Source organism: Streptomyces sp. JLBT605 (genome assembly GCF_058215555.1).
On record NZ_CM177087.1, the window covers coordinates 2,602,104 to 2,624,322 of the forward strand.

Genomic DNA, 22,219 nt, shown 5'->3' on the forward strand with positions numbered 1-22,219 from the left:
TGTTGCCAAGCACCAACGGGGGAAGGAACAACGTGCACTCCGCTTCACGTACCAGTCTTACCGCCTATCAGCGAGATATATGGGCCGCGGCCTCATATCTGCCCGACAGCACGCAATTCCAGGGCATACTGTCCGAGCGTCTGACCGGCCCCGTCGACGTCACCCTCCTCGCGGAGTGCGTGACCCGGGCCGCGATGCGAACCGACGCCTACCGCTTACTGTTCGACGAGGAAGACGGGGTCCCCTTCCAGTGGGTTGACCCCGGAACACCCGAGGTGACGATCGTCGACCTGTCCGGCGACCCGGACCCGGCCGCGGCCGTGACGGCCTGGCTGGACACCGCCGCGACCCGCCCGTTCACCCTGCGCCGCTCCGCGCTCGCGGAATTCTTCCTGGTGCGCGAGAGCGACACGGTCACCCATCTGTGCATCCGGATCCACCATCTCGTCTCCGACCTGTGGGCGCTCAGCCAATTCACCGGCCAGGTGCTCGCCGATTACGCCCGCGTGCAGGACGGCGGAGCCCCTGCGGACTTCACCGCCCCGCAGTATCTGGATTTCGTCAAGGAAGAGGCCCGCTACCGGGCGTCCGCCGATTTCGAGCAGGACCGCGACTTCTTCCGGACCACGCTCGGCGATGCGACGCCGGCCCTTTTCACCAGGAAAGAGGCGAGCGGCTCCAGGGGTGACGCACGTCATTCCCTGGTCCTGGAAAAGGCCTTCGCCGACCGCATTCGCGAGGCGGGCCTGACGCCCTTCTCCTACCTGAGCGCCGTCTTCGGCGTCTATCTGAGCCGGGTGCACCGCACCGGAGAGGTGACCCTGGGGGTCCCGTTCCTCAACCGGCACGGTGACACCGAGATGCGGACGATCGGCCAGTTCGCCAACACCCTGCCGCTGCGCGTGCCGACCGGTGGTCAGCGCACCCTGCGGGAGATCGCGGCCGGTGTCCACGCCACCACCCGCGCGCTGCGCGCCCACGACCGGCTCGCCCTCGGCGACCTGCTGCGCGCGCTGCCCGGCTCCGCCGAGGGTCCGCGCCGCCTGTTCGACGTGGCGATCTCCTATCTGCGCTACCCGCGCCCCGACTCCCCCGCCGGCCTGACCCGGGAGACCGAACTGCGGGTCTTCCCGCATGACGACGACGCCCTGGCGGTCGGCATCCGGGAGTTCGAGGACACCGGCGAGATCCGCGTCGACCTCGACCACGCCCTGGACGTCTTCGACGAGGACTTCCCGATCACCGCGGTCGCCGGCCACCTTCAGACCCTGCTGCGCGGCGGCCTGGACCGGCTGGACCAGCCGGTGGACGACCTGCCGATGCTCGACGCCGCGGAGTTCGAGGACCTGGTGCACACCAGGAACGCCACCAAGGCTCCTTACGCGCACGACAAGACGCTCCACCAGCTCTTCGAGGAGCGGGTGGCCCGCGCCCCGGAGCAGGTCGCGGTGGTGGCGGACACGCCGGACGGCGCCATCGAGACCCTGACCTACGCCGAGCTGGACGCGCGCGCCAACCAGGTCGCGCACGCGCTGCGGGCGGCCGGGGTGGGCCTGGGCGACCGGGTCGCCGTGGTCCTGGAGCGCGGTCCGCACACGCTCGCCGCGATCCTGGGCACTCTCAAGGCCGGCGGCGCGTACGTGCCGGTCACGCCCGATTACCCGGACGAGCGCATCCGGTACATGCTGGCGGACAGCGAGGCCAAGGCGGTACTGGTGGGCGCCGAGCCGCCCGCGGCCGCCACCGGCACCGATGCGCCGGCCATCGCCGTACACACCCTGGGCGACCTGCCCACGACCCCGGTCGAGTCGCTCGCCACCGCCCGCGATCTCGCCTACGTCATCTACACCTCGGGTTCGACCGGCCGGCCCAAGGGCGTCATGGTCGAGCACCACTCGGTGGTCAACCGGCTGGCCTGGATGCAGAAGAAGTATCCGGTGGGCCAGGGCGACACCCTGCTCCACAAGACGCCGATGTCCTTCGACGTGTCGGTGTGGGAGCTGTTCTGGTGGGCGATCGAGGGCGCGCGGGTGGCGCTGCTGACGCCCGGCGGGGAGAAGGACCCGCGGGAGATCCTGCGCGCCATCGCGGCCCACCGGGTCGGCGTCCTGCACTTCGTGCCGTCGATGTTCGAGGCGTTCCTGGAGCTGCTGGAGTCCTCCCCCGGGCTGTGCGCGGACGCCGCCTCGCTGCGGTTCGTCTTCTGCAGCGGCGAGGCCCTCCCGGCCGACCAGGCGAACCGTTTCGCCCGGCTCTTCGGCCACCTCGGCGAGGCCGCCCCGCGGCTGGTGAACCTCTACGGCCCGACCGAGGCGACCGTCGACGTCAGCGGCCACGACCTGCCCGGCGACCCGGCGCGGCCGGTGCACCGGGTGCCGATCGGGCGGCCGATCGACAACATCCGGCTCTATGTGCTCGGCTCCGGGGACGCCCCGCAGCCGGTCGGCGTGCCCGGCGAGCTGTGCATCGCCGGTGTCGGCCTGGCCCGCGGCTACCTGGGCCGCCCGGAGCTGACCGAGGAGAAGTTCGTCGCCGACCCCTTCACCGAGGGCGAGCGGATGTACCGCACCGGCGACCTGGTGCGCTGGCTCGCCGGCGGCGAGCTGGAGTACCTCGGCCGCATCGACGAGCAGGTGAAGATCCGCGGCCACCGCATCGAGCTGGGCGAGGTCCGGGCCCGGCTGGCCGGCGCGCCCGGGGTGCGCCAGGCCGCCGTGGTCGACCAGCGGCCCGAAGGCCGGGCCGGATACCTGGTGGGCTACTACGTCGCGGACCGCGAGCTCGATCCGGCACCGCTGCGTGCCCATCTCGCCGAGACGCTGCCGGAGTTCATGATCCCGGCGTACTTCATGCGGCTGGAGTCCATCCCGCTCACGCCGAACGGCAAGACCGACCGGCGCGCGCTGCCGCTGCCCCAGGTGGCGGCCGGCTCCGGCGAGGCACCGCGGGACGCCACCGAGGCGGCGCTGGCCGAGGTGTGGGCCGAGCAGCTGGGCGCCGATTCGGTGGGCGTGCACGACAACTACTTCGCGCTCGGCGGCGACTCCATCGTGATGCTCCGGGTGCGGGCCGCGGCGGAGCGGCGGGGGCTGTTCTTCTCCCTCGCCGACCTGGTGCGGAACCCGACCGTGGCGGCGCTGGCCGCCCAGGTGTCCACCGCCCCCGTGGAGAGCGGGCCCGCGCCCGCCCCGTTCGAGCTGGTGCCGCTGACCGACCGCGGCCGACTGGCCGGCGCGGTCGACGCCTTCCCCGTCACCCGGCTCCAGCTGGCCATGCTCTACCACGGCCGCGAGCACGAGGACTCGGCCCGCTACCACGACGTCTTCCGCTACTCGCTGGACGTCGCCTGGGACCAGGACGCCTTCGAGGCGGCCTTCGCCGCCCTCGTCGCCCGCCACCCGGTGCTGCGCTCCTCCTTCGACCTGGCCGGCCACTCGGTGCCGCTCCAGATCATCCACGCGGAGGCCGACGGCGGCCTGGAGATCGCCGATCTGCGCCGGCTGGCGGAGAGCGCCGCCGAGGAGCGGATCGCCGCGCACATCGAGGAACGCCGGCGTCACCGCTACCGCTTCGACACCGCGCCGCTGTTCCTCTTCCGCGCCCATGTGCTGGCCGGTTCGGTGGAGCTGGTGTTCAGCTTCCACCACGCCATCCTGGACGGCTGGAGCGTCGCCACCCTGATCCGGGAGCTGCTCCAGGACTACGCCCACGGGCTGGGCCTGGACATCGGCCCGGTCTCCCCCGAGCAGCCGCCGTCCCTGGCGCTGTACGCGCGGGAGGAGCAGCGGGCCCTGGCCGCCGAGGCTTCGGCCGAGTTCTGGCGCGAGCGGCTGGAGGGCGCGAAGCTCACCCAGCCCGACGGTTTCCGGCAGTACGAGCCGCCGGCGGCGGGATCCGAGGGCGTGGTGGTGCACCACGCCGAGCTGCCGCCGGAGCTGGGCGAGCAGGTCCGGCGCCTGGCGCGCGAGCGGTCCGTGCCGGTCAAGGCGGTGCTGCTGGCCGCGCACGTCCTCACCCTGCGGCTGCTGACCGGCACCGAGGACGTCACCACCGGCCTGGTCACCCACGGCCGGCCGGAGCGGGAGGACGCCGAGCGCACCGCCGGACTCTTCCTGAACACCGTGCCGTTGCGCGTGGATGCCGCCTCCGCCGACGCCACCGCCACCGGGGCCGGCAGCTGGCTGTCCACCGTGCGCGAGGTCTACCGCGAGGAGCGGTCGGTCCACCCGCACCGGCGCTATCCGCTGGCCGCCATCCAGGAGGCGGTGGGCGGCCGGACCGTGCTGCGGACCGCGTTCAACTACGTGCACTTCCACGTGCTCACGGCACTCGGCCAGGTCCCCGGCATCACGCTGCGCTCCTTCCGCACCTGGGAGGAGACCGATCTGGGCCTGCTGGTGAACGCGATGACCGATCCGCACGACGCGCGCATCGGGCTGCGGATCGACGGCGACGCCCGGACCTACACCCCCGGGCAGCTCGACCTGTTCGCGGCCACCTTCGCCGCGTTGCTGACCCGGATCGTCGAACGCCCCGAGGAGCCGGTCGACTTCGCCTTCCTCGCCGACCAGCCGGCGAACTCCCCGGCCGGCCGGGAAGCCCCGGTGCCCGACGTGGTGCGTGCCTTCGCCGACCAGGCCGCCATCACCCCCGACGCCGTCGCCCTCTCCTTCGGCGAGGAGCGGTGGACGTACGCGGAGCTGGACCAGGCGGCCGAGCGGATCGCGCGGCGGCTGCTGGCCCTGGGCACCCCCGCCGGTGCCCGGATCGGCATCGCGATGGACCGCTCCCCGGAGATGATCGCCGTCGTCCTGGGCATCGCCCGGGCGGGCGCGGGATGCCTGCCGCTGGACGTCGGCTACCCCAAGGAGCGGCTTGCCGCGATGCTGGAGACGTCCCGCCCGTTCCGGGTGGTGGCGCACGCCCGGCACGCCCAGCTGGTCGGCGACCCGGCACTGCTGCTGGACGCCGAGGCGCTCACCGGTGGCGAGGGCGAGGAGTGGGACGGGCCGCTGCCGGCCATCGAGCCGGACGGCGTGGCGTATGTGCTGTTCACCTCCGGCTCCACCGGCCGGCCCAAGGGTGTCACCATGCCGCACCGGGCCCTGGCCAACCTGGTGGCCTGGCAGAACTCCGTGCCCAGCGGTGACTTCGCGGGCCGCACCCTGCAGTTCGCGCCGCTGAGCTTCGACGTCTCCTTCCAGGAGATCTTCGCCACCCTCAGCCGGGGCGGCACGCTCTGCCTGGTCGCCGAGGAGGTGCGGCGCGACATGCCGCAGCTGCTGCGGCTGCTGGACGCCGAGCGCGTCGAGCGGGTGTTCCTGCCGTACGTGGCGCTGCAGCAGCTCGCGTCCGCCTCCGACGCCCTGGGCCTGGTGCCGCGCGCGCTGCGGGTACTGGTCTCCTCCGGCGAGCAGCTGCGGGTGACCGAGGAGATCCGCCGGCTGTGCGCCGCGCTGCCCGGGGTCCTGCTGGAGAACCAGTACGGGCCGACCGAGTCCCATGTGGTGACCAGCTTCCCGATGACCGGGGACCCGGCCGCCTTCCCGCTGCTGCCGCCGATCGGCAAGCCGGTCACCGGGGCGCGGGTGCGGGTGCTCGACGCCGGACTCCGGCCGCTGCCGCCCGGCGCGGTGGGCGAGCTGTATCTGGGCGGCGACTGCCTGGCGCTCGGCTACGAGAACGCCCCCGAGCTGACCGCCGAGCGGTTCGCCCCGGACCCCGCCGACCCCGACGGCGGCAGGCTGTACCGCACCGGCGACCTGGCGATGGTGCTGCCCGACGGCTCGATCGCCTGCGTCGGACGGGCCGACAACCAGGTGAAGGTGCGCGGCTTCCGGGTCGAACCGGCCGAGGTGGAACTCGCCCTGATGGACCTGGACCAGCTGCGGCCGGCGATCCGCGAGGCCGCGGTGGTGGCCCGCAAGCGGGACGGCGGTGACTCCTTCCTCGCCGCCTTCCTGGTGGGCGAGGAGGAGGCGGTGGACCTGGGCGAGGTGCGCAAGCTGCTCCGGCAGGTCCTCCCCGACCACCTGGTCCCCTCGCACTTCGGCTGGCTGCCCGAACTGCCGCTGACCCCCAGCGGCAAGCGCGACGACGCGGCCCTGCGCGCGATGCCGCTGGCGGCGGCCACCGCCCCCGCCGACCGCACCCCGCCGCGCGACCACTACGAGAGCTCGCTGGTCGAGATGCTCGCCGAGGTGCTCCAGCAGCCCGGGATCGGCCCGCACGACGACTTCTTCGACCTGGGCGGCACCTCGATCACCGCGATGCGGCTGGTGGTCACCGTCGAGCAGCGGTACGGGGTGTCCATCCCGATGTCCGCGTTCATCGCCACCCCGACCGCCGCGGGTCTCGCCGAGCGGCTGCGCTCGGGCGGTGCGGTGGCGGCCTTCGACCCGCTGGTGCCCATCCGGCCCGCCGGCTCGCGCACACCGCTGTTCTTCGTGCATCCGATGGGCGGCAACGTGCTGTGCTATCTGCCGCTCGCCCGGCACCTGCCGGACGACCAGCCGTTCTACGCCCTCCAGGCGATCGGCGGGGAGCCCGGCAGTGAACCGCTGCGCAGTGTGGGGGCGCTGGCGGAGAGCTATCTGGCGGCCATCAAGCGGGTGCAGCCGCACGGCCCGTACCGCATCGGCGGCTGGTCCTTCGGCGGCTTCGTGGCCTTCGAGATGGCCCGGCGGCTGCGCGCCGCCGGCGAACAGGTCGGTGATCTGATCCTGCTCGACTCGGTGGCCCTCAACCCGGAGCACACCGCGACCGCCGACGACGACTCGCTGCTGAACTGGTTCTTCTGGGAGCTGCTCTGGCTCGGCCAGGGCAGTCAGGAGCCGCAGGCCGACGCGGACCCGTCCGCCACCGACTCCGCCGCCCCGGCCTACAGCAGCGTGGAGTCCGGCGGCCCGGTCGACGCGCTGACCGAGCAGGCCGCGACCCAGGCGGAGAAGCTGGAGATCGTCGCGGAGCGCGCGGCCGCCTCCGGCATCCTGCCGGCGGGCGCGTCCCAGGCCGCCGTGGGCCGTCTGTTCGATATCTTCAAGGCGAACTGGCACTCCGTCATCGATTTCCGCCCCGAAGTCGTCGACCTGGACCTGACGTTGCTGCACGCGACGGAGCCGCTGCCCAAGGTGCTGGAGCCCATGCACGGCGCCGCCGGGACCATGCACCGCGACCCCAGCAACGGATGGGCGGCCCGCACCAGCGGCCGCGTCCGGATCGTCGATGTCCCCGGGGACCACCTTCAAGTCATGCAGGAGCCGTACGTGGAATTCGTCGCACGCGCCATAGCCGAGCTGAGCGGGGAGGGGCACACCGCATGAGCGCAGGAACCTCCCGCACCAAGGCGATCGTCGTCGGCGCGGGCATCGGCGGGCTGACCGCGGCCGTCGCGCTGCGCCGCGCCGGACTCGACGTCGAGGTGTACGAGCGGGCGAGCGAGCTGACGCCGGTCGGCTTCGGTCTCACCGTGATGAGCAACGCGGTCCGCTCGCTGCAGTCGATCGGCATCGAGCTGGGCATCGAGAAGCGCGGCCAGGTCGCCACCAGCCTGCAGATCCTCACCCCGCGCGGCCACATGCTCCGCGAGATGCCGCTCACCGACCTGTACGCCAAGGTCGGGGCGCCGAGCGTCTGCATCGCCCGCGGCGACCTCCAGGCGGCCCTGCTCCAGGAGGCCGGCGATCTGCCGATCGAGCTGGGCGCGGTCGCCACCGGCTACGAGAAGACCGGCGACGGGGTCCGGGTGCGCTTCGCGGACGGCCGCGAGGCCACCGGTGACATCCTCATCGGCGCCGACGGCATCCGCTCCCCGATCCGCCGCCAGGTGTCGGCCGCCGCGGCCGGCGAGCCGCGCCAGTCCGGGTTCCTGTGCTGGCTGGCGCTGGCCGACTTCCAGCACCCCCGGGTGGTGCCCGGCTTCAACGCCCAGTACTGGGGCCGCGGCACCCGCTTCGGCCTGCACGACATCGGCCACGGCCGGGTCTACTGGTGGGTCACGAAGAACATCCCCGCCGGACAGGTCTGGAACGGCGAGAAGGAGCCCCTGGTCCGCAGCTTCCATCGGTGGGCGCCGGAGATCGCGGAGGTCATCGACCTCACCCCGGTCGACGACATCCTGGCCGTGCCGGCCCAGGACCGGCCGTTCCTGGACCAGTGGGGCGACGGCCCGGTGACCCTGCTCGGCGACGCCGCGCACCCCATGCTGCCCAGCCTCGCGCAGGGCGGCAGCTCCGCGATCGAGAGCGCCGTGGTGCTGGCCAAGTCCCTCAAGGACGCCTCCGACCCGGTCGCGGCACTGCGCGCCTACGAGGACCGGCGGCGCGAGCGGACCCGGCAGATGGTGGAGGTCTCGCACGAGCTGGCCAAGACCGAGCAGGTGTCGAACCCGATCGGCATGGCGGCCCGCGCCGCCTTCCTCCGCCTCACGCCGCTGGACAAGCTCTTCCAGCCGTACGAGACGGCGATGACCCTGCCCGACGCGGACTGAGCCGCCACCGACCCACAGACAGGAGCAACCATGTCCGAATCCCGTAGCGTCGTCGAGCGCTACCTCAAGGCACTCGGCGAGCGGGACATCCCCACCGTCCAGGAGGTGCTGGCGGAGGACGCCACCTACTGGATCGCGGGCAGCCACCCGCTGTCGGGCACCTGGACCGGCCGGGACACGATCCTGGGCGAGTTCATGGGCAAGATGGCCGCCCTCTTCGACCCGGAGAGCCCGTACGACGTCCAGGTCCGCGCGATCGTGGCCGAGGGCCCGCACGTGGTCGTCGAGTGCGTGACCCGGTCCACCACGATCAAGGGCCTGCCGTACGAGAACCCGATCGTCTCGGTCTTCACCGTCGCGGACGGCAAGATCCAGGGGATGCGCGAGTACTTCGACACCGCGTTCTTCGAGCAGACCCTCTTCGGCGACGCCGCCACCAGCTGAGTCTTTCGGCTCACCCGCCGCGCCGCACCGTGGTTCACGGTGCGGCGCGGCCGCGCGTGTGCCGCCGCCGCGGAGCGGCCGGGTCTCAGCCGCGTCTCACATCCCGTGCGCCCCCGCGACGACCGCGATCGTCCACCGCGGGTTTCCTCCGCTCACCTCCACGGCCAGGGACTGGCTCCTGGCGTCCGTGTAGACCCGCCCAATGGTGGCGGGACCGTCGCAGGAGACCGGAGTCGGACGGTCCTTGGCCTCGTTCCCGTAGACGATCGTCATCCTGCCCTTGCCCACACAGGTGGCGTAAACCGTGTAGACGTCCTTCTCCACCCTGAACCCGGGCAGTTTCGCGTCATCCGTCCCCGAGACCGGCCCGACCAGGACCCGCGCCCGCGCGGGCAGGTCAAGCGCCGATTCCGGCTTCTCGGCACCGGGCTTGGACGTGGGCCCATGGCCGGCCTTCTCGACGCCCTTGCCGTCGTCCTCGTCCCCGCCGCCACAACCGGCGGTCAGCAGCAAGGCGAGCAGAGCGGTGGTGGCTGCGGTGTAGCGGCGCATGGGTGCTATCAGAACTCCCCGCGCTTGACCGCCGCGACGAATGACGTCCAGGCGGACGCGTCGAAGACGAGCGCGGGACCGTGCGGGTCCTTGCTGTCCCGGACGGGAACGCCGGCGGGGTGGCCGTCGAGCACCTCGATGCAGCTGCCGCCTTCGTTATTGCTGTGAGACGACTTGCGCCAGCCGTCCAGTGTGGTGGCGTCCGGGATGATCACCTCGACGCAGTTGTCGGGGTCGGACCCGCTGTAGGACGACTTACGCCAACCGCTCAGCAGGGACGCGTCGGAGATGGTGTGCTCAGTCATGGTGTCCGAACTCCCTTGCTGTCTCCCGCAGTAGGGCGAGTGACTCCTTCATCGGCAGTGCCTCGCCCAACGCTTGATGGTAGACGCCCTGCAACCGCTCGACCGTGGCCGGGGAGTCAAGCAACCTTCCCATGTAGACGCCCTCGGAGTAGGCCGCCGGGGGCTGGTCCTCGAACCACATCAGCTTCAGAGACCCCTGCATGAGCGGGTAGTCGCCTAGCTCGAAAGGCATCACATGCACACGTACGCGCCTGCTATCAGCCAGGCTGACGAGGTGCCTGATCTGCTCGGCCATGACGCCCCTGCCGCCGACAGGGCGGCGCAGGACACCCTCATCCAGCAGGGCCCAGACTACGGGCGTCACCGGATCGACGAGGACCTTAGCCCGCTCAAGCCGTGCGACAACGAGCCTGTCACGCTCATCGTCACTCCGCGGAGGGTAGGTGTTCCCCAGGACCGCACGCGCGTACCGCTCCGTCTGGAGGATGCCAGGCACGTAGGTCGACGCGTACTCGCGAATCACCGTGGCCTGTTGCTCAAGGTGCCGCACCGATGCGAAGTAGTCGGTGACCTCCGAGTCATCGCCCGGCAAGAAGGTACTCAGCACGTTTCCCGTGTTCAGGACCTTGTCCAGGCGGCGTGCGTCCTCCTTGGACGGGATGCGGCGCCCCGCCTCGATATGGGAGATGTGCGAGCGGGTCATGATCGCCTCGTCGGCCAGCTCCTGCTGCGTCATGCCCGCCGCTTCCCGCTGCTTCTTGAGCCATTCGCCGTACGTGGTACCCATCCCGTCAACCCCCTTGCGACAAGCGGGACGTCACTCTCCGACCACTAGCAGGCTACTCGCCGTTGCTGAACGCTGAGGTGGGAAAGGCAAAGGTCAGGAAGGTTGACGACATGACAGACGCTGTCGCGAAACGGCTCGCCGACGAGGTGGAGGCGTTGCAGCTCCGCATGGGCACCGAGATCATCCGGCACGCGCGGGCGATCATCGAGGACCGGAAGGCGGATACCGGGCAGCTGCGCTTCCTGGCGAACCGGCTGATCGAGGCGCTGACCGACGCGCTGCGCGTCGCCGAGAGCCGGGGCGTCCGGCTCGCCGGACCGGATGGCGGCGAAGGGCGGGAGTCGTGACGGACTGGAGTTTCGGGCAACGCCCCGGGCACCGGCTGCGCCGCGAGGAGGACGGACACCTCGCCCTGCCCCTGTGGGTCGCTCGTGGAGAAGAGATCGTCGGGGTCTCGGATCTGGTGCTGACCACGCTGGAAGCCGAGCAACTGCACGCCGCGCTCTGCTACGCGCTCGACGGCGAGCCCGTGCCCGACTTCGCCCCGGACTGCCGACGCCCTGTGCAACGGGGCCCCAGCAGCCGCTGAACCGTTCAGACGGACTTGAGCATGCCGCCGTCGATGACGTAGTCCGCGCCGCTGATGCCCTCCGCGCGGCGGGAGGCGAGGAACGTCACGAGCGCGGCGACCTCCTCCGGCTCGACCCATTCGCCGGTCGACATGCCGGACAGCGTCGGCAGCCGCTCCAGCAGTTGGCGCCGGCTGAGCCCGTTCTGCCGGGCCAGCTCGGTGCCGGTGGAGCCGGGCTCGGTGAACACGGGGGTGCGCACCATGCCGGGTGAGACGGTGTTGACGCGCACCCCGCGGCCGCCGAACTCCTCGGCCAGCGCCCGGCCGAGGTTGACCAGCGCCGCCTTGGCCGCCGAGTAGTCGACCAGTGCCGGGGCGGGCATCCGGGCGGCGACGGACCCGATGTTCACCACGCTGCCGCGCCGCTCGATCAGGCTGGGGAGCGCGGCCCGGATCGCCCGGACCGCGCTGAGCAGCGTGAGGTCCAGGGTGCGCTGCCAGTCCTCGTCGGTGAGTGAGAGGAACCCGCTCGCCTCGGGCCGGCCGCCGGCCACGTTGTTGACCAGGATGTCCACCCCGCCCGACTCGGCGAGGGCCCGCTCGATCAACCGCCCGGGACCCTGCGGGGTGGCGAGGTCGACCTCCAGGACCAGCGGGGTGAGCGCGCGCAGTTCCGGGCTGACGGTCCGCGCTCCGGCGACCACCCGCGCCCCCTCGTCGGCCAGGGCACGCACCACGGCCAGTCCGATGCCCCGGCTGGCGCCGGTGACGACCGCCGTCCTGCCCGCGAGATCCTGTCCCACTTGCGTCCCCTTTCCGTCGCCCCCGTACTTCCCGTCCGTCGCTCCGATATCTGACCGAACCCCCATATGGCGTCAGGCGCGTTCGGCGACGGCGCGCAGGGCCTGCTCGATGCGGTGGGCCAGCTGCTCGATCCGGTCGGCGGGGTAGCCGCGCGGCGGGTGGCTGAGTTCGACGGTCAGCTGTCCGTCGAAGACGAAGACGGAGTAGAACAGGCCGATCACCGGGGGCGTGCCGGTGCCGCGGAAGCCGGTGACGGTGACGCCGGGCGGGGTGGGCAGATCGGGGATGACGCCCCAGTCGACGATGATGCAGCCGTGCGAGAGGATCGGGCCGTCGGAGGGGTGGGCGTCCGGGTCGGCGGCGTAGCGGGCGAAGTTCATCGCCATCCGCTGCGGCTCCTCGCGGGCGATCGCGTCGTCCAGCAGGGCCTTGATCCCCCGGCCGACCTCGACCGCGTCGCCCTGGGGCCGCACCTCGACCACCGAGCGGTGGGTGGCCACCAGGTTGGTCACCTCCATGACGCCCACGGGTGCGGGGCCGCCCGAGCGCTCCCGCAGGTCGACCGCCGAGACGCAGGCCATGGCCAGCGGGCCGGTCGCCGGGAGGAGCTGGCCGCGCTCGGCGATCATCACCGCGCCGCAGGCCGCCGCGTACGGCGAGGTGCCGCCCGCCTTGGCGGCGGTGATCAGCGCGTCGGTGGTCTCCCGGTCCAGGGCGATCAGGACCTGGTGGAAGGGTTCGGCGGACGCGCCGCGCTCGAGCGGGGTGTCCGGCTCCCAGGCCCGCACGGCGTGCTCGGTCATCGACGCCAGCCGCAGCGCGTACGCCTCGTCCAGCGCCGCGTCGTCGTACCGGCCGGCGAGCGCGTCCTCGGTCGCGCCGGGGAAGGGCACCGGCTGGGCGGGCAGCGGCTCGCCGGTCTCGACCAGCGCCGTGTAGTGGGCGAAGAGCCGGGCCAGCAGTGCCTTGAACGGCGGTCCGTCGGCGATGGCGTGGTGCATGACCAGCCCGACGATGTCCGCGCCCTGGCCGGAGACGTCCCGGACCAGTTCGGCCCGGGCCAGCAGCCGCTCGGGATCGAGCGAGGGGTCGACCGCGCCCGTGCCGCCGGGCCCGTCCCACTCGCGTACCACCAGCTCGGGGGCGGTGTCGCGGAGCGCGAACGCGTTGCCCTCCGCGGTGCGTTCGACACGGGCGCGCAGTACGGGCGCCTCCTCGGCGAGGGCGGCGTGGGCCCGGGCCAGCAGGGCGGCGTCGATGGTCCCGGAGCACTCGACGACGAACGCGGCCGACACGCCCGCGTCGAGGTGGATCTGCTCGCTGGGCGCCACCGGGCGCAGGGTGGTGGACATGGGGTTTCCCTTCGGGGTGGTCGGTCCCTGGGGCGGGTCCGGGGCGGGGTCGTCAGGTCAGCCGGTGCGGTCTGGGACAGCGCGGGCGTAGAGCCCGGCGGGGCGGACGGCCAGCTCGGCCGGGGTGCTCTCGACCAGGGCGCTCTCGGCGGTCGCGAGGGCGGCGCAGAGGCGGGCGCGGGCGCGTTCGTCCAGCAGGGGCGGCAGGTCGATCACCCCTCCCCCGGGCGCGGGGTGCGCGCGGACGGCTTCGGTGGCGAGGTCCCACACCGCGGCCTGCTCGGCGAGCACGCCTTCGCCGGGCTCGACCGCGACCGCGCCCCGGGTCACGCACCACAGCGGGATGTCCGGGCCCGCCTCGCGCCACGCTTCGGCCAGCGCGGCGGTGCCGTCGGCGGTGGCCAGGCAGGACAGCACACCGGCCACCGGCCCCCGGTCGGCGAGCAGCCGGCGCAGCCGGGGCGCGAGTTCGCCCGGGGCCGCGGTGTCCACCGGGAACGGCAGCACCTGGGTGCCGTGCCGCAGCAGTGCACCCAGCAGCGGGTCCGCCAGCTCGTCGCCGCATCCGCCGTCGCCGCCGCGGCCCAGCGCGACCAGCCAGGTGCCGGCCGGGCCGCCGGGGTCGGGTTCGGCGGTGCGCACCCAGCCGGCCGGCCAGCCGCGCAGCTGCCGCCGCCAGGCGGCCAGCACCGGCACGACCTCGCTGAGCGGCTGGTCGCCGCTCAGGTCGAGGGTGCCGAGCACGGCCGCCAGATCGCCGCGCTCCACCGCGTCCCAGAACCGCTCCTCGGCGGGGTCCGGGGCGGCGGTGCCGGAGAGGCCGCCGGGCAGGCCGCACATGCTGTCGGGCAGGCCGTCGCCGGGCAGATCCTCGCCGGGCAGGCCGTCACCGAGCGGGGTGGCGGTGAGGGGGGTGGCGGTGAGGGGGGTGGCGGTGAGGGGATCGGCGACGGCGGGGGCCGCGGGGGTGGTGCCGGGCGCGGCCGGGTGCGGGGGCCAGCCGCGGGCGGTGCGCTGGAAGGCGTACGTCGGCAGGTCCACCGGGCGCACGGGCCAGGGCGCGAAGACCCGCTGCCAGTCGACCGGGACGCCCAGCAGGTGGACCCGCGCGAGCGTCTCGGTCAGCGCGAGCAGCTCGGCGCGGCCCGGGGTGATCGTCGGGGGCGCGGTGCCGGTCCGTTCGGCCGCGCCCTCGCGCGCCGCGTCGGTCCCTTCGGCCGCGTCCCCGGCCGCTGTGCCGGTCGCGTGGGCCGAGTCCCCGGCCGCCGCGCCGAAGCCGTCGGCCCCGTCCTCGGCCGCCACGCTGGTCCCTTCGGCCGTGTGCCCGGCCACTACGCCGACCCCGTGGGCCGTGTCGCCGGGCGCCGCCGCGGATCCGTCCCCGGCCGCCGTGCCGGAGCTGTCGGGCCCGTCCTCGGCCGCCGCGCCCGCGATGAGGTGCCCGCCGTATGGGCCGAGTTCGAGGGTCGGGGGTGCCGCCGGGCGGAGCGCGGGGGCGGCTTCGCCGGTGAGGGCCTGGTCCGTCCAGTAGTCGGGGGAGGCGAGTTCGCCGTCGCTGACCAGGCGTCCGGTGGCGGCGGAGACCAGCGGGACGCGCGGCGCGCGGAAGTCCAGCTCCTCCGCGACCTGCCGGAACTCCGCCAGGGCCGCAAGGTCGCCGGAGGGCGCGGCCGCCAGCCTGCCGTGCGCCGCGGCCAGCGCCGCGGCGGCGTCCAGCGTGAGGACACCGGCCGCGCAGGCCGCGGCGACCGCGCCGATCGAGCTGCCGGAGAGCCGGTGCGGGGTGATGCCCCAGTCGTCGAGCAGCCGGAACAGCGCCAGCTCGACGGCGAAGAGCGCCGGCCGGCCGTATTCCGGCCGCTCCAGCAACTCCGGCTCGTCCCAGACGACCTCGCGAAGCGGGCGCCGCAGATGGTCGTCCAGCCGCGCCGCCGCCTCGTCGAACGCCTCGGCGTACACCCGGTACTCGCGGTACAGCGCCCGGCCGATGATCGGCCGGCGGCCGTCGTGGGCGGCGAAGTGGAAGCCGATGCGCCGGTCGTCCTCGGCCGCCGTGCCGCGCAGCACCGCGGGGGCGTCCTCGCCGCGCGCCAGGGCGTTCAACGCGTCCAGGAGTTCGTCGCGGCCGGAGACCACCAGCGCAGCCCGGTGCGGGAATCCGGTGCGCGTGGTGGCCAGGGCGCGGGCGATGTCCACCGGCTCGGCGTGCGGCCCGGTCTCCAGCCGGGACCGCAGCCGCGCGGCCTGGGCGCGCAGCACCCGCGGGCTGCGCGCGGAGAGCACGCAGGCCACGGCCGCCGGCGCCGGGCGGGTGGCGGCAGCCGCCGCCCGCTCCCGGGTGCCGCCCGTGCCGTCTTCGGGAGCCTGCTCGACGATGACATGGGCGTTGGTACCGCTGCTGCCGAACGAGGAGACGCCGATCCGGCGCGGCCCGCCGGTGCTCGGCCAGGGCGCGGCCTCGGTGAGCAGCCGGACCGCGCCGGAGGACCAGTCGATGTGCGGTGCGGGCGACTCGGAGTGCGGGGTGCGGGGCAGCACCCCGCGGCCGAGCGCCAGCACCGACTTGATCACCCCGGCCACGCCGGCCGCGGCCTGGGTGTGTCCGATGTTCGCCTTGACCGTGCCGAGCCGCAGCGGCCGGTCCGCCGGGCGGCCCGGCCCGTAGACCGCGAGCAGCGCGCGGGCCTCGGCGGCGTCACCGGCCGCGGTGCCCGCGCCGTGCGCCTCGACGGCGTCCACCTCGTGCGGGGCCAGCCCGGCGACCGCCAGGGCCTGGGTGATCACCCGCTGCTGGGCGCGGTCGTCGTCGGCGTCGGCCGCGCCGCCCTGGTTGACCGCGCTGGAGCGCAGCACGGCCAGCACCGGGTGCCCGGCACGCCGCGCGTCACTGAGGCGTTCCAGGACGAGCACCCCGGCGCCCTCGGCGACCCCCACCCCGTCGGCGGTGGCCGCGAACGGCTTGCAGCGGCCGTCGGCGGCCAGGTCGCCGCGCCGCTCGTACTCGGCGAACACCTCCGGTCTGCGGTGCACGGTCACCCCGGCGGCGACCGCCAGCGAGCACTCCCGCTGGCGCAGCGCCTGGGCGGCCAGGTGCAGGGCCACCAGCGAGGAGGAGCCGGCGGTGTCGACCGTGACGGCCGGGCCCTGAAGCCCGAACGCGGCGGAGATCCCGCCGGACACCGCCCCGCCGCCGACCCCCCGGTCCTGGTGGGTGAGGCCCACGAACACCCCGGTGTCGCTGCCGGACAGGGTGTCCGGGGCGATCCGGGCAGCTTCCAGCGCCTCCCAGACGATCTCCATCAGCAGCCGCCGCTGGACGTCCGTGGTGCCCGCGAAGAAGTCCGGGTCCAGCCCGGCGGCGTCGGCGACGAAGCCGCCCGCGTAGGTGTGCTCCGCGCCCCACTCGCGGTCCTCGGGGACCGCCCCGGCCACGTCGGAGCCCGCCGCCAGCAGCTCCCACAGCTCCTCGGGGCCGCTCACCCCGCCCGGCAGACGGCAGCTCATGGACACGATGACGACGGGGTCTTCGGCCACCGCGCCGGTCTGCCCCGGGGCGGCCGGGGAGGGCGACGCCGTGGTGGCGGCGGCCGGGGCCGGATCGGGCAGCAGGGTCCGCAGGAAGCGGCTGGTCTCGGCCGGGGTCGGGTGGTCGAAGACCACGGTGGCGGGCAGTTGCAGCCCGGTGTCCGCGGCCAGCCGGTTGCGCAGCTCCACCGAGCTGAGCGAGCCGATGCCCAGCTCCTGGAAGGTGCGGCCGGGGTCGACGGCCTCCGCCGAGTCGTGGCCCAGCACCGCGGCGGTGGCCGCGCACACCAGGTCCAGCAGCGCCTGGTCGCGGGCTTCCGGGGCCAGGCCCGCGAGCCGCTCGGCGAGCGCGGGGCCGGTGGCCGGGGCCGGGCCGGCGGGCCGCGCACCGGCCCGCCGCGCGGGGGGCTTGACCAGGCCGCGCAGCAGCGGCGGCAGGCCGCCCGCGGCCGCCTGGGTCCGCAGGGCGCCCAGGTCGAGCCGGACCGGCACCAGGGCCGCCGCGTCGGCGGTGTGGGCCGCGTCGAACAGGGCCAGCCCCTCGTCGGTCGGCATCGGCGGGAAGCCGGACCGGGCCATCCGGTCCCGGACCGCCTCGTCCAGCTCCTCCGTCATGGCGCTGCTGTGCTCCCACAGGCCATAGGCGAGGGAGACGGCGGGCAGGCCGCGGGCCCTGCGCTGCTCGGCGAGGGCGTCCAGGAAGGCGTTGGCGGCGGCGTAGTTGGCCTGCGCGAGCCCGCCGAGCACCCCGGACACCGACGAGAAGAGCACGAACGCGGACAGCTTCAGATCGCGTGTCGCCTCGTCCAGCCGCACCGCCGCGTCCACCTTCGGGCGCAGCGCGGTGGCCAGCCGCTCCGGGGTCATCGAGGCGAAGACCCCGTCGTCGAGCACCCCCGCGGCGTGCACCACGCCGGTCAGCGGGTGCTCCGCGGGGATCCGGGCGAGCAGTTCGCGTACGGCTTCCCGGTCGGCCACGTCGCAGGCCGCCGTCGTCACCTGGGCACCCAGGCCGGTCAGCTCCCGCTCCAGCTCCACCGCGCCCGGCGCCGAGCCGCCCCGACGACTCGCCAGCAGCAGATGACGCACCCCGTGCGCCACCACCAGATGACGAGCCACCAGACCACCCAGCGCACCCGACGCACCCGTCACCAGCACCGTGCCCGAACCATCGAAGACCGGGGTGGCCGGTGGTGTGTCCGCGGCCTGGGGGGTGTCGTACGGGGTGCGGGTCAGGCGGGGGACGAGCACCGCGCCGCCGTCGAGGGCGAGTTGCGGCTCACGGGTGGTGAGCGCGGCGGGCAGGGCCCGTGCCGACGCCTCGTCATCGGCCAGGTCGAGCAGGGTGAAGCGGTCCGGGTGCTCGGACTGGGCGGAGCGGATGAGCCCCCAGACGGCGGCGTGCACCGGGTCGGTCACGGCGCCGCGCGCGCCCATCGCGCCCCGGGTGACGAAGACCAGGCGGGAGGCGGCGAACCGCTCGTCGGCCAGCCATTCGCGGGCCAGTGTCAGCGCCCGACCGGTCGCGGCGCGCACCGCCTCGGCGACGTCGCTTCCGCCGTCCGGCCGGTCGCGGGGCGGGGTCGAGGACGGGGACGGGGTCGGGGCGAAGGGGACGAGCACCAGGCCGGGGAGGTGCGTGCCGGTCAGCGAGGCCAGGTCCGGGTCCGGGCAGTGGCCCACCTCGGCGGTCGTACCCGCGCCGCCGCGCAATGCGGCGGTCAGGCCCAGCGGGTCGGGGCCGAGGACGGTCCACGACGCGGTCCCGCCGGCAGCCTCGGGTGGTGGCGCCGGGACCCACTCCACCCGGTACAGCGACGGGTCCTGCCGCCCGGTGCCGGCCCCGGTCAGCGCGCCTTCCGGGACGGGGCGGACGACCAGCGAGTCGACGTCGGCGACCGGCGCGCCCGTCGGGTCGGCGACGGTCACCCGGACCGTGCCGGCCTCGGCGGTCAGCCGCACCCGCAGCGCGGTGGCGCCGGTGGCGTGCAGCGCGACCCGGCCCCAGGAGAACGGCAGCCGGGGCCGCCCGCCGGGCGCGTCGTCGCCGAAGCCGGGCAGGCCGAGGCCGAGCGGGTGCAGGGCGGCGTCCAGCAGCGCCGGGTGCAGCCCGAATCCCTCGGCTCCGGCGCGTGCCGCCTCATCCAGCGCCACCTCGGCGAACAGCTCGGAGCCGCGCCGCCAGACGGCCCGCACCCCGCGGAAGGCCGGTCCGTACTCCAGACCGGCCGCGGTCATGGAGTCGTACACCTCCTCGGCGCTCGCCTCCACCGCGCCCTGAGGGGGCCAGCTCCGGTCCGCGTCGGGGGCGGGTGCGGAGGCGCCGGGAGCCAGACTTCCGGAGGCATGCCGGGTCCACCGCGCCGGGTCGTCGGCGTACGGGCCGTCACCGAGCGGGCTGTCGTCGTCCGGGCCGTCGTCGTCCGGGCGGGAGTGCAGCGTCAGCGAGCGGCGGCCGTTCGCGTCCGGGGCGCCGACCGCCACCTGGAGCCGGACGCCGCCCTCGCCGGGCAGCACCAGCGGCGCTTCCAGCGTCAGCTCCTCCAGCAGTTCGCAGCCGGCCTCCGCCCCGGCCCGCAGGGCGAGTTCGACGAACGCGGTGCCGGGCAGCAGTACGGTCCCCTCGACGGCGTGATCCGCCAGCCAGGGGTGGTCGCGCAGCGACAACCGCCCGGTGAGCAGCAGCCCTTCGCTGTCCGCGAGCGTGACGGCGGCACCGAGCAGGGGGTGGGCGAGCGCCCGCAGCCCGAGCCCGGCGGCATCGGCGCCGGTGCCGGTCCCGGCGGCCGGGCTCGCCAGCCAGTACCGCTCGTGCTGGAAGGCGTACGTGGGCAGGTCCACGCGGCGGGCGCCGGTACCGGCGAAGAACCGCGCCCAGTCGGGCACGCAGCCGCCGGTGTGCACCCGGGCGAGGGCGCCCAGGAAGGCGTGCGGCGCCCGCGCGCCGGGGTCCGGCGCACCGACCACGGACGCCCCGCTGCCGGCCTGGGCCAGCAGGGCGCGGAGCCGGTCGCCGAGCGCCGGCTGCCCGGTGGGCGCCACCTCGACGAACACGCTGGCGCCCTGCTCCAGCACGGCCGATACGGTGCGGTCCTCGACGCTCGTGTGCAGCGGGATGCCCGCGGAGCGGGGTGGGGTCACCGGCTCGCCGCGTACCACCGCCGCGACGGCGTCCTCCAGCGGCAGCGCGCCCGCGACGCAGGCCGCGGCGGCGACCGTCCAAGGGGTCTCGTCGGCGAGGACGGCGGCGGGCGTCACGCCGTGCGCGCGCCACAGCTCGGCGAGGGCGACGGCGGCCGCGAACCGCACCGGGCCGACGACATCGGGGCGCGCCGGATCCGGTGCTCCCGCCTCGCCCCGCAGCACCGCCTCGAGCGACCAGTCCACGTGCCGGGCGAGAGCGCTGTGGCAGTCGGCGATCCGCTCCCGGAACGCGGGGGCCGTGTCGAGCAGTTCACGGACCGCGGCGATCCACGCGTCGGCTACGCCCGTGGTGGTGCTGCCGGTGGCGTCGGTGGCGTCGGCGAACACGAAGACCGCCCGGCCGCCGCCGGACGCGACCCCGCGCACCACGGCGGCGCCGGGCGCACCGGCCGTCCCCGGTGCGTCGGGGGTGCCGGATGCCGGGGCTTCCTCGGTCTCGTCCGCCAACCGGGCCAGACCGTGCAGCAGTTCGGCCCGGTCGGTGCCGAGCACCGCCGCGCGGTGCTCGAAGGCCGAGCGGGTGGTGGCCAGTGCGTACGCCACGTCCACCGGGCGCAGCCCGGGACGGTCCAGCAGCCAGTCGTGCAGCCGGGCCGCCTGGTCCCGCAGCGCGTCGCGGGTGCGGCCGGAGACCACCCAGGGCAGCGGAGCACCGCGCAGCGCGGGCTCGGCGACGGTGGCGGTGCCGGTGCCGGAGACGGAGACGGAGAGGGCCTCGCCGGGGACGGCGTCGGATGCGTCGTCACCGGGGGCGGCGACGGCACCGGAGGCGGCGTCACCGGGGGCGGCTTCGATGATCACATGGGCGTTGGTGCCGCTCACGCCGAACGCGGAGACCGCCGCGCGGCGCGGCTCACCCGTGTCGGGCCAGGCGACCTGCTCGGTCAGCAGCCGGACCTGGCCCACCGTCCAGTCCACGTGCGGGGTGGGGCGGTCCACATGGAGCGTCGGCGGCAGCGTGCCGTGCCGCATGGCCATGACCATCTTGATGATCCCGGCGACGCCCGCCGCGGCCTGGCTGTGGCCGAAGTTGGACTTGATCGACCCCAGCCACAACGGCCGCCCCGGCACCCGGTCCTGGCCGTACGTGGCCAGCAGCGCCTGGGCCTCGATGGGGTCGCCCAGCCGGGTCCCGGTGCCGTGCGCCTCGACCGCGTCGACCTGCGCGGTGGACAGCCCGGCGTCGATCAGCGCGTCCCGGATGACCCGCTGCTGGGCCGGACCGCTGGGCGCGGTCAGCCCGTTGCTCGCACCGTCCTGGTTGACCGCGCTGCCCCGCACGATCGCCAGGACCGGATGGCCGTTGCGGCGGGCGTCGCTCAGCCGCTCCACCAGCAGCACACCCACGCCCTCCGCCCACCCGGTGCCGTCCGCCGAGCCCGCGAAGGACTTGCAGCGGCCGTCCGGCGCCAGCCCCCGCTGCCGGCTGAACTCCACGAAGGTGTCCGGCGTGGCCATCACCGTGGCGCCGCCCGCCAGCGCCAGGGTGCACTCCCCGCGGCGCAGCGCGTGCACCGCCAGGTGGAGCGCGACCAGCGAGGACGAGCAGGCGGTGTCCACGGTGAGCGCGGGCCCTTCCAGACCGAGCGCGTACGCCACCCGGCCGGAGACCACGCTGCCGGCCGCGCTGCTGCCCGCGTAGTCGTGGTACATCAGGCCGGTGAAGACGCCGGTGCGGGACCCGCGCAGGGTGCGCGGGTCCAGGCCCGCGCGCTCCACGGCCTCCCAGGCGGTCTCCAGGAAGAGCCGCTGCTGGGGGTCGGTGGCCAGCGCCTCGCGCGGCGACATGGCGAAGAACCCGGCGTCGAAGGCGGCGGCGTCCTGGAGGAAGCCGCCCTCCCCGGTGGCCGCCGTGCCCGGCTGGTCCGGGTCCGGGTGGGCCAGCCGCTCCAGGTCCCAGCCGCGGTCGGCGGGGAACGGGGAGACCGCGTCCGTGCCCGTGGCCACCAGCCGCCACAGGTCCTCCGGCGAGCCGACACCGCCCGGATAGCGGCAGCTCATGCCGACGATGGCGATCGGCTCGCGCTGCCGGTCCTGGGTCTCGCGCAGGTCCTCGCGGGTGCGCTGGAGCTCGGTGGTGACCCGCTTGAGGTAGTCGCGGAGCCTGTCCTCGTTGCGCATGGGGTGATCTCGCTCCTTGGGAGTCTTGCGGGGCGATCCGTCGAGCTGGTGGTCCGGGCCGGGCGG

The 22,219-nt window shown here is 74.6% G+C and carries 11 protein-coding genes; 5 read left to right on the forward strand and 6 right to left on the reverse strand.

The features are described 5' to 3' along the window. Positions 1-32: 32 nt before the first annotated feature. Genes AC4BDD_RS11655 through AC4BDD_RS11665 form a run of 3 tightly spaced genes read left to right on the forward strand, consistent with a single transcriptional unit; the run spans position 33 to position 8,932 of the window. Positions 33-7,322, forward strand: a complete 7,290-nt coding sequence (locus tag AC4BDD_RS11655) for an amino acid adenylation domain-containing protein (protein ID WP_490690927.1) — start codon at positions 33-35, stop codon at positions 7,320-7,322. Next, positions 7,319-8,488, forward strand: coding sequence for an FAD-dependent monooxygenase (locus tag AC4BDD_RS11660; protein WP_490690928.1), 1,170 nt, complete (start codon positions 7,319-7,321; stop codon positions 8,486-8,488). Before AC4BDD_RS11655 ends, AC4BDD_RS11660 begins: the two co-directional genes overlap by 4 nt. A 30-nt stretch (positions 8,489-8,518) precedes the next feature. Then, positions 8,519-8,932 carry a nuclear transport factor 2 family protein gene (locus tag AC4BDD_RS11665; RefSeq protein WP_490690929.1) on the forward strand — a complete coding sequence of 138 codons (414 nt, stop codon included), beginning with the start codon at positions 8,519-8,521 and terminating at the stop codon, positions 8,930-8,932. 96 nt (positions 8,933-9,028) lie between these two features. Here the strand turns inward: AC4BDD_RS11665 and AC4BDD_RS11670 are convergent, their stop codons facing one another. Genes AC4BDD_RS11670 through AC4BDD_RS11680 form a run of 3 tightly spaced genes read right to left on the reverse strand, consistent with a single transcriptional unit; the run spans position 9,029 to position 10,576 of the window. Beyond that, complete coding sequence (locus AC4BDD_RS11670; RefSeq protein ID WP_490690930.1) at positions 9,029-9,484, reverse strand: hypothetical protein; 456 nt, start codon at positions 9,482-9,484, stop codon at positions 9,029-9,031. Between the two features lie 8 nt (positions 9,485-9,492). Beyond that, positions 9,493-9,789 (reverse strand): DUF397 domain-containing protein, encoded by a 297-nt coding sequence (locus AC4BDD_RS11675; RefSeq protein ID WP_490690931.1) that lies wholly within the window; start codon positions 9,787-9,789, stop codon positions 9,493-9,495. Beyond that, complete coding sequence (locus AC4BDD_RS11680) at positions 9,782-10,576, reverse strand: helix-turn-helix domain-containing protein (RefSeq protein ID WP_490690932.1); 795 nt, start codon at positions 10,574-10,576, stop codon at positions 9,782-9,784. The genes AC4BDD_RS11675 and AC4BDD_RS11680 overlap by 8 nt, the downstream gene beginning before the upstream one ends. A gap of 110 nt (positions 10,577-10,686) precedes the next feature. On the opposite strand from AC4BDD_RS11680, the gene AC4BDD_RS11685 reads away from it, so the two are divergent. After that, entirely contained in the window at positions 10,687-10,923 is a 237-nt protein-coding gene (locus AC4BDD_RS11685) for a hypothetical protein (RefSeq protein WP_490690933.1), read from the forward strand. Next, positions 10,920-11,165, forward strand: coding sequence for a hypothetical protein (locus AC4BDD_RS11690; protein ID WP_490690934.1), 246 nt, complete (start codon positions 10,920-10,922; stop codon positions 11,163-11,165). Before AC4BDD_RS11685 ends, AC4BDD_RS11690 begins: the two co-directional genes overlap by 4 nt. Positions 11,166-11,170: 5 nt before the next feature. Here the strand turns inward: AC4BDD_RS11690 and AC4BDD_RS11695 are convergent, their stop codons facing one another. From AC4BDD_RS11695 to AC4BDD_RS11705, 3 genes are all read right to left on the reverse strand, one after another. Next, positions 11,171-11,950, reverse strand: coding sequence for an oxidoreductase (locus AC4BDD_RS11695; protein ID WP_490690935.1), 780 nt, complete (start codon positions 11,948-11,950; stop codon positions 11,171-11,173). A gap of 72 nt (positions 11,951-12,022) precedes the next feature. Continuing rightward, the gene (locus AC4BDD_RS11700; protein ID WP_490690936.1) at positions 12,023-13,303 is read right to left on the reverse strand and encodes a phthiocerol/phthiodiolone dimycocerosyl transferase family protein; all 1,281 of its coding nucleotides are present in this window, start codon (positions 13,301-13,303) and stop codon (positions 12,023-12,025) included. Between the two features lie 57 nt (positions 13,304-13,360). Continuing rightward, positions 13,361-22,153 carry an SDR family NAD(P)-dependent oxidoreductase gene (locus AC4BDD_RS11705; RefSeq protein ID WP_490690937.1) on the reverse strand — a complete coding sequence of 2,931 codons (8,793 nt, stop codon included), beginning with the start codon at positions 22,151-22,153 and terminating at the stop codon, positions 13,361-13,363. Positions 22,154-22,219: the final 66 nt, after the last annotated feature.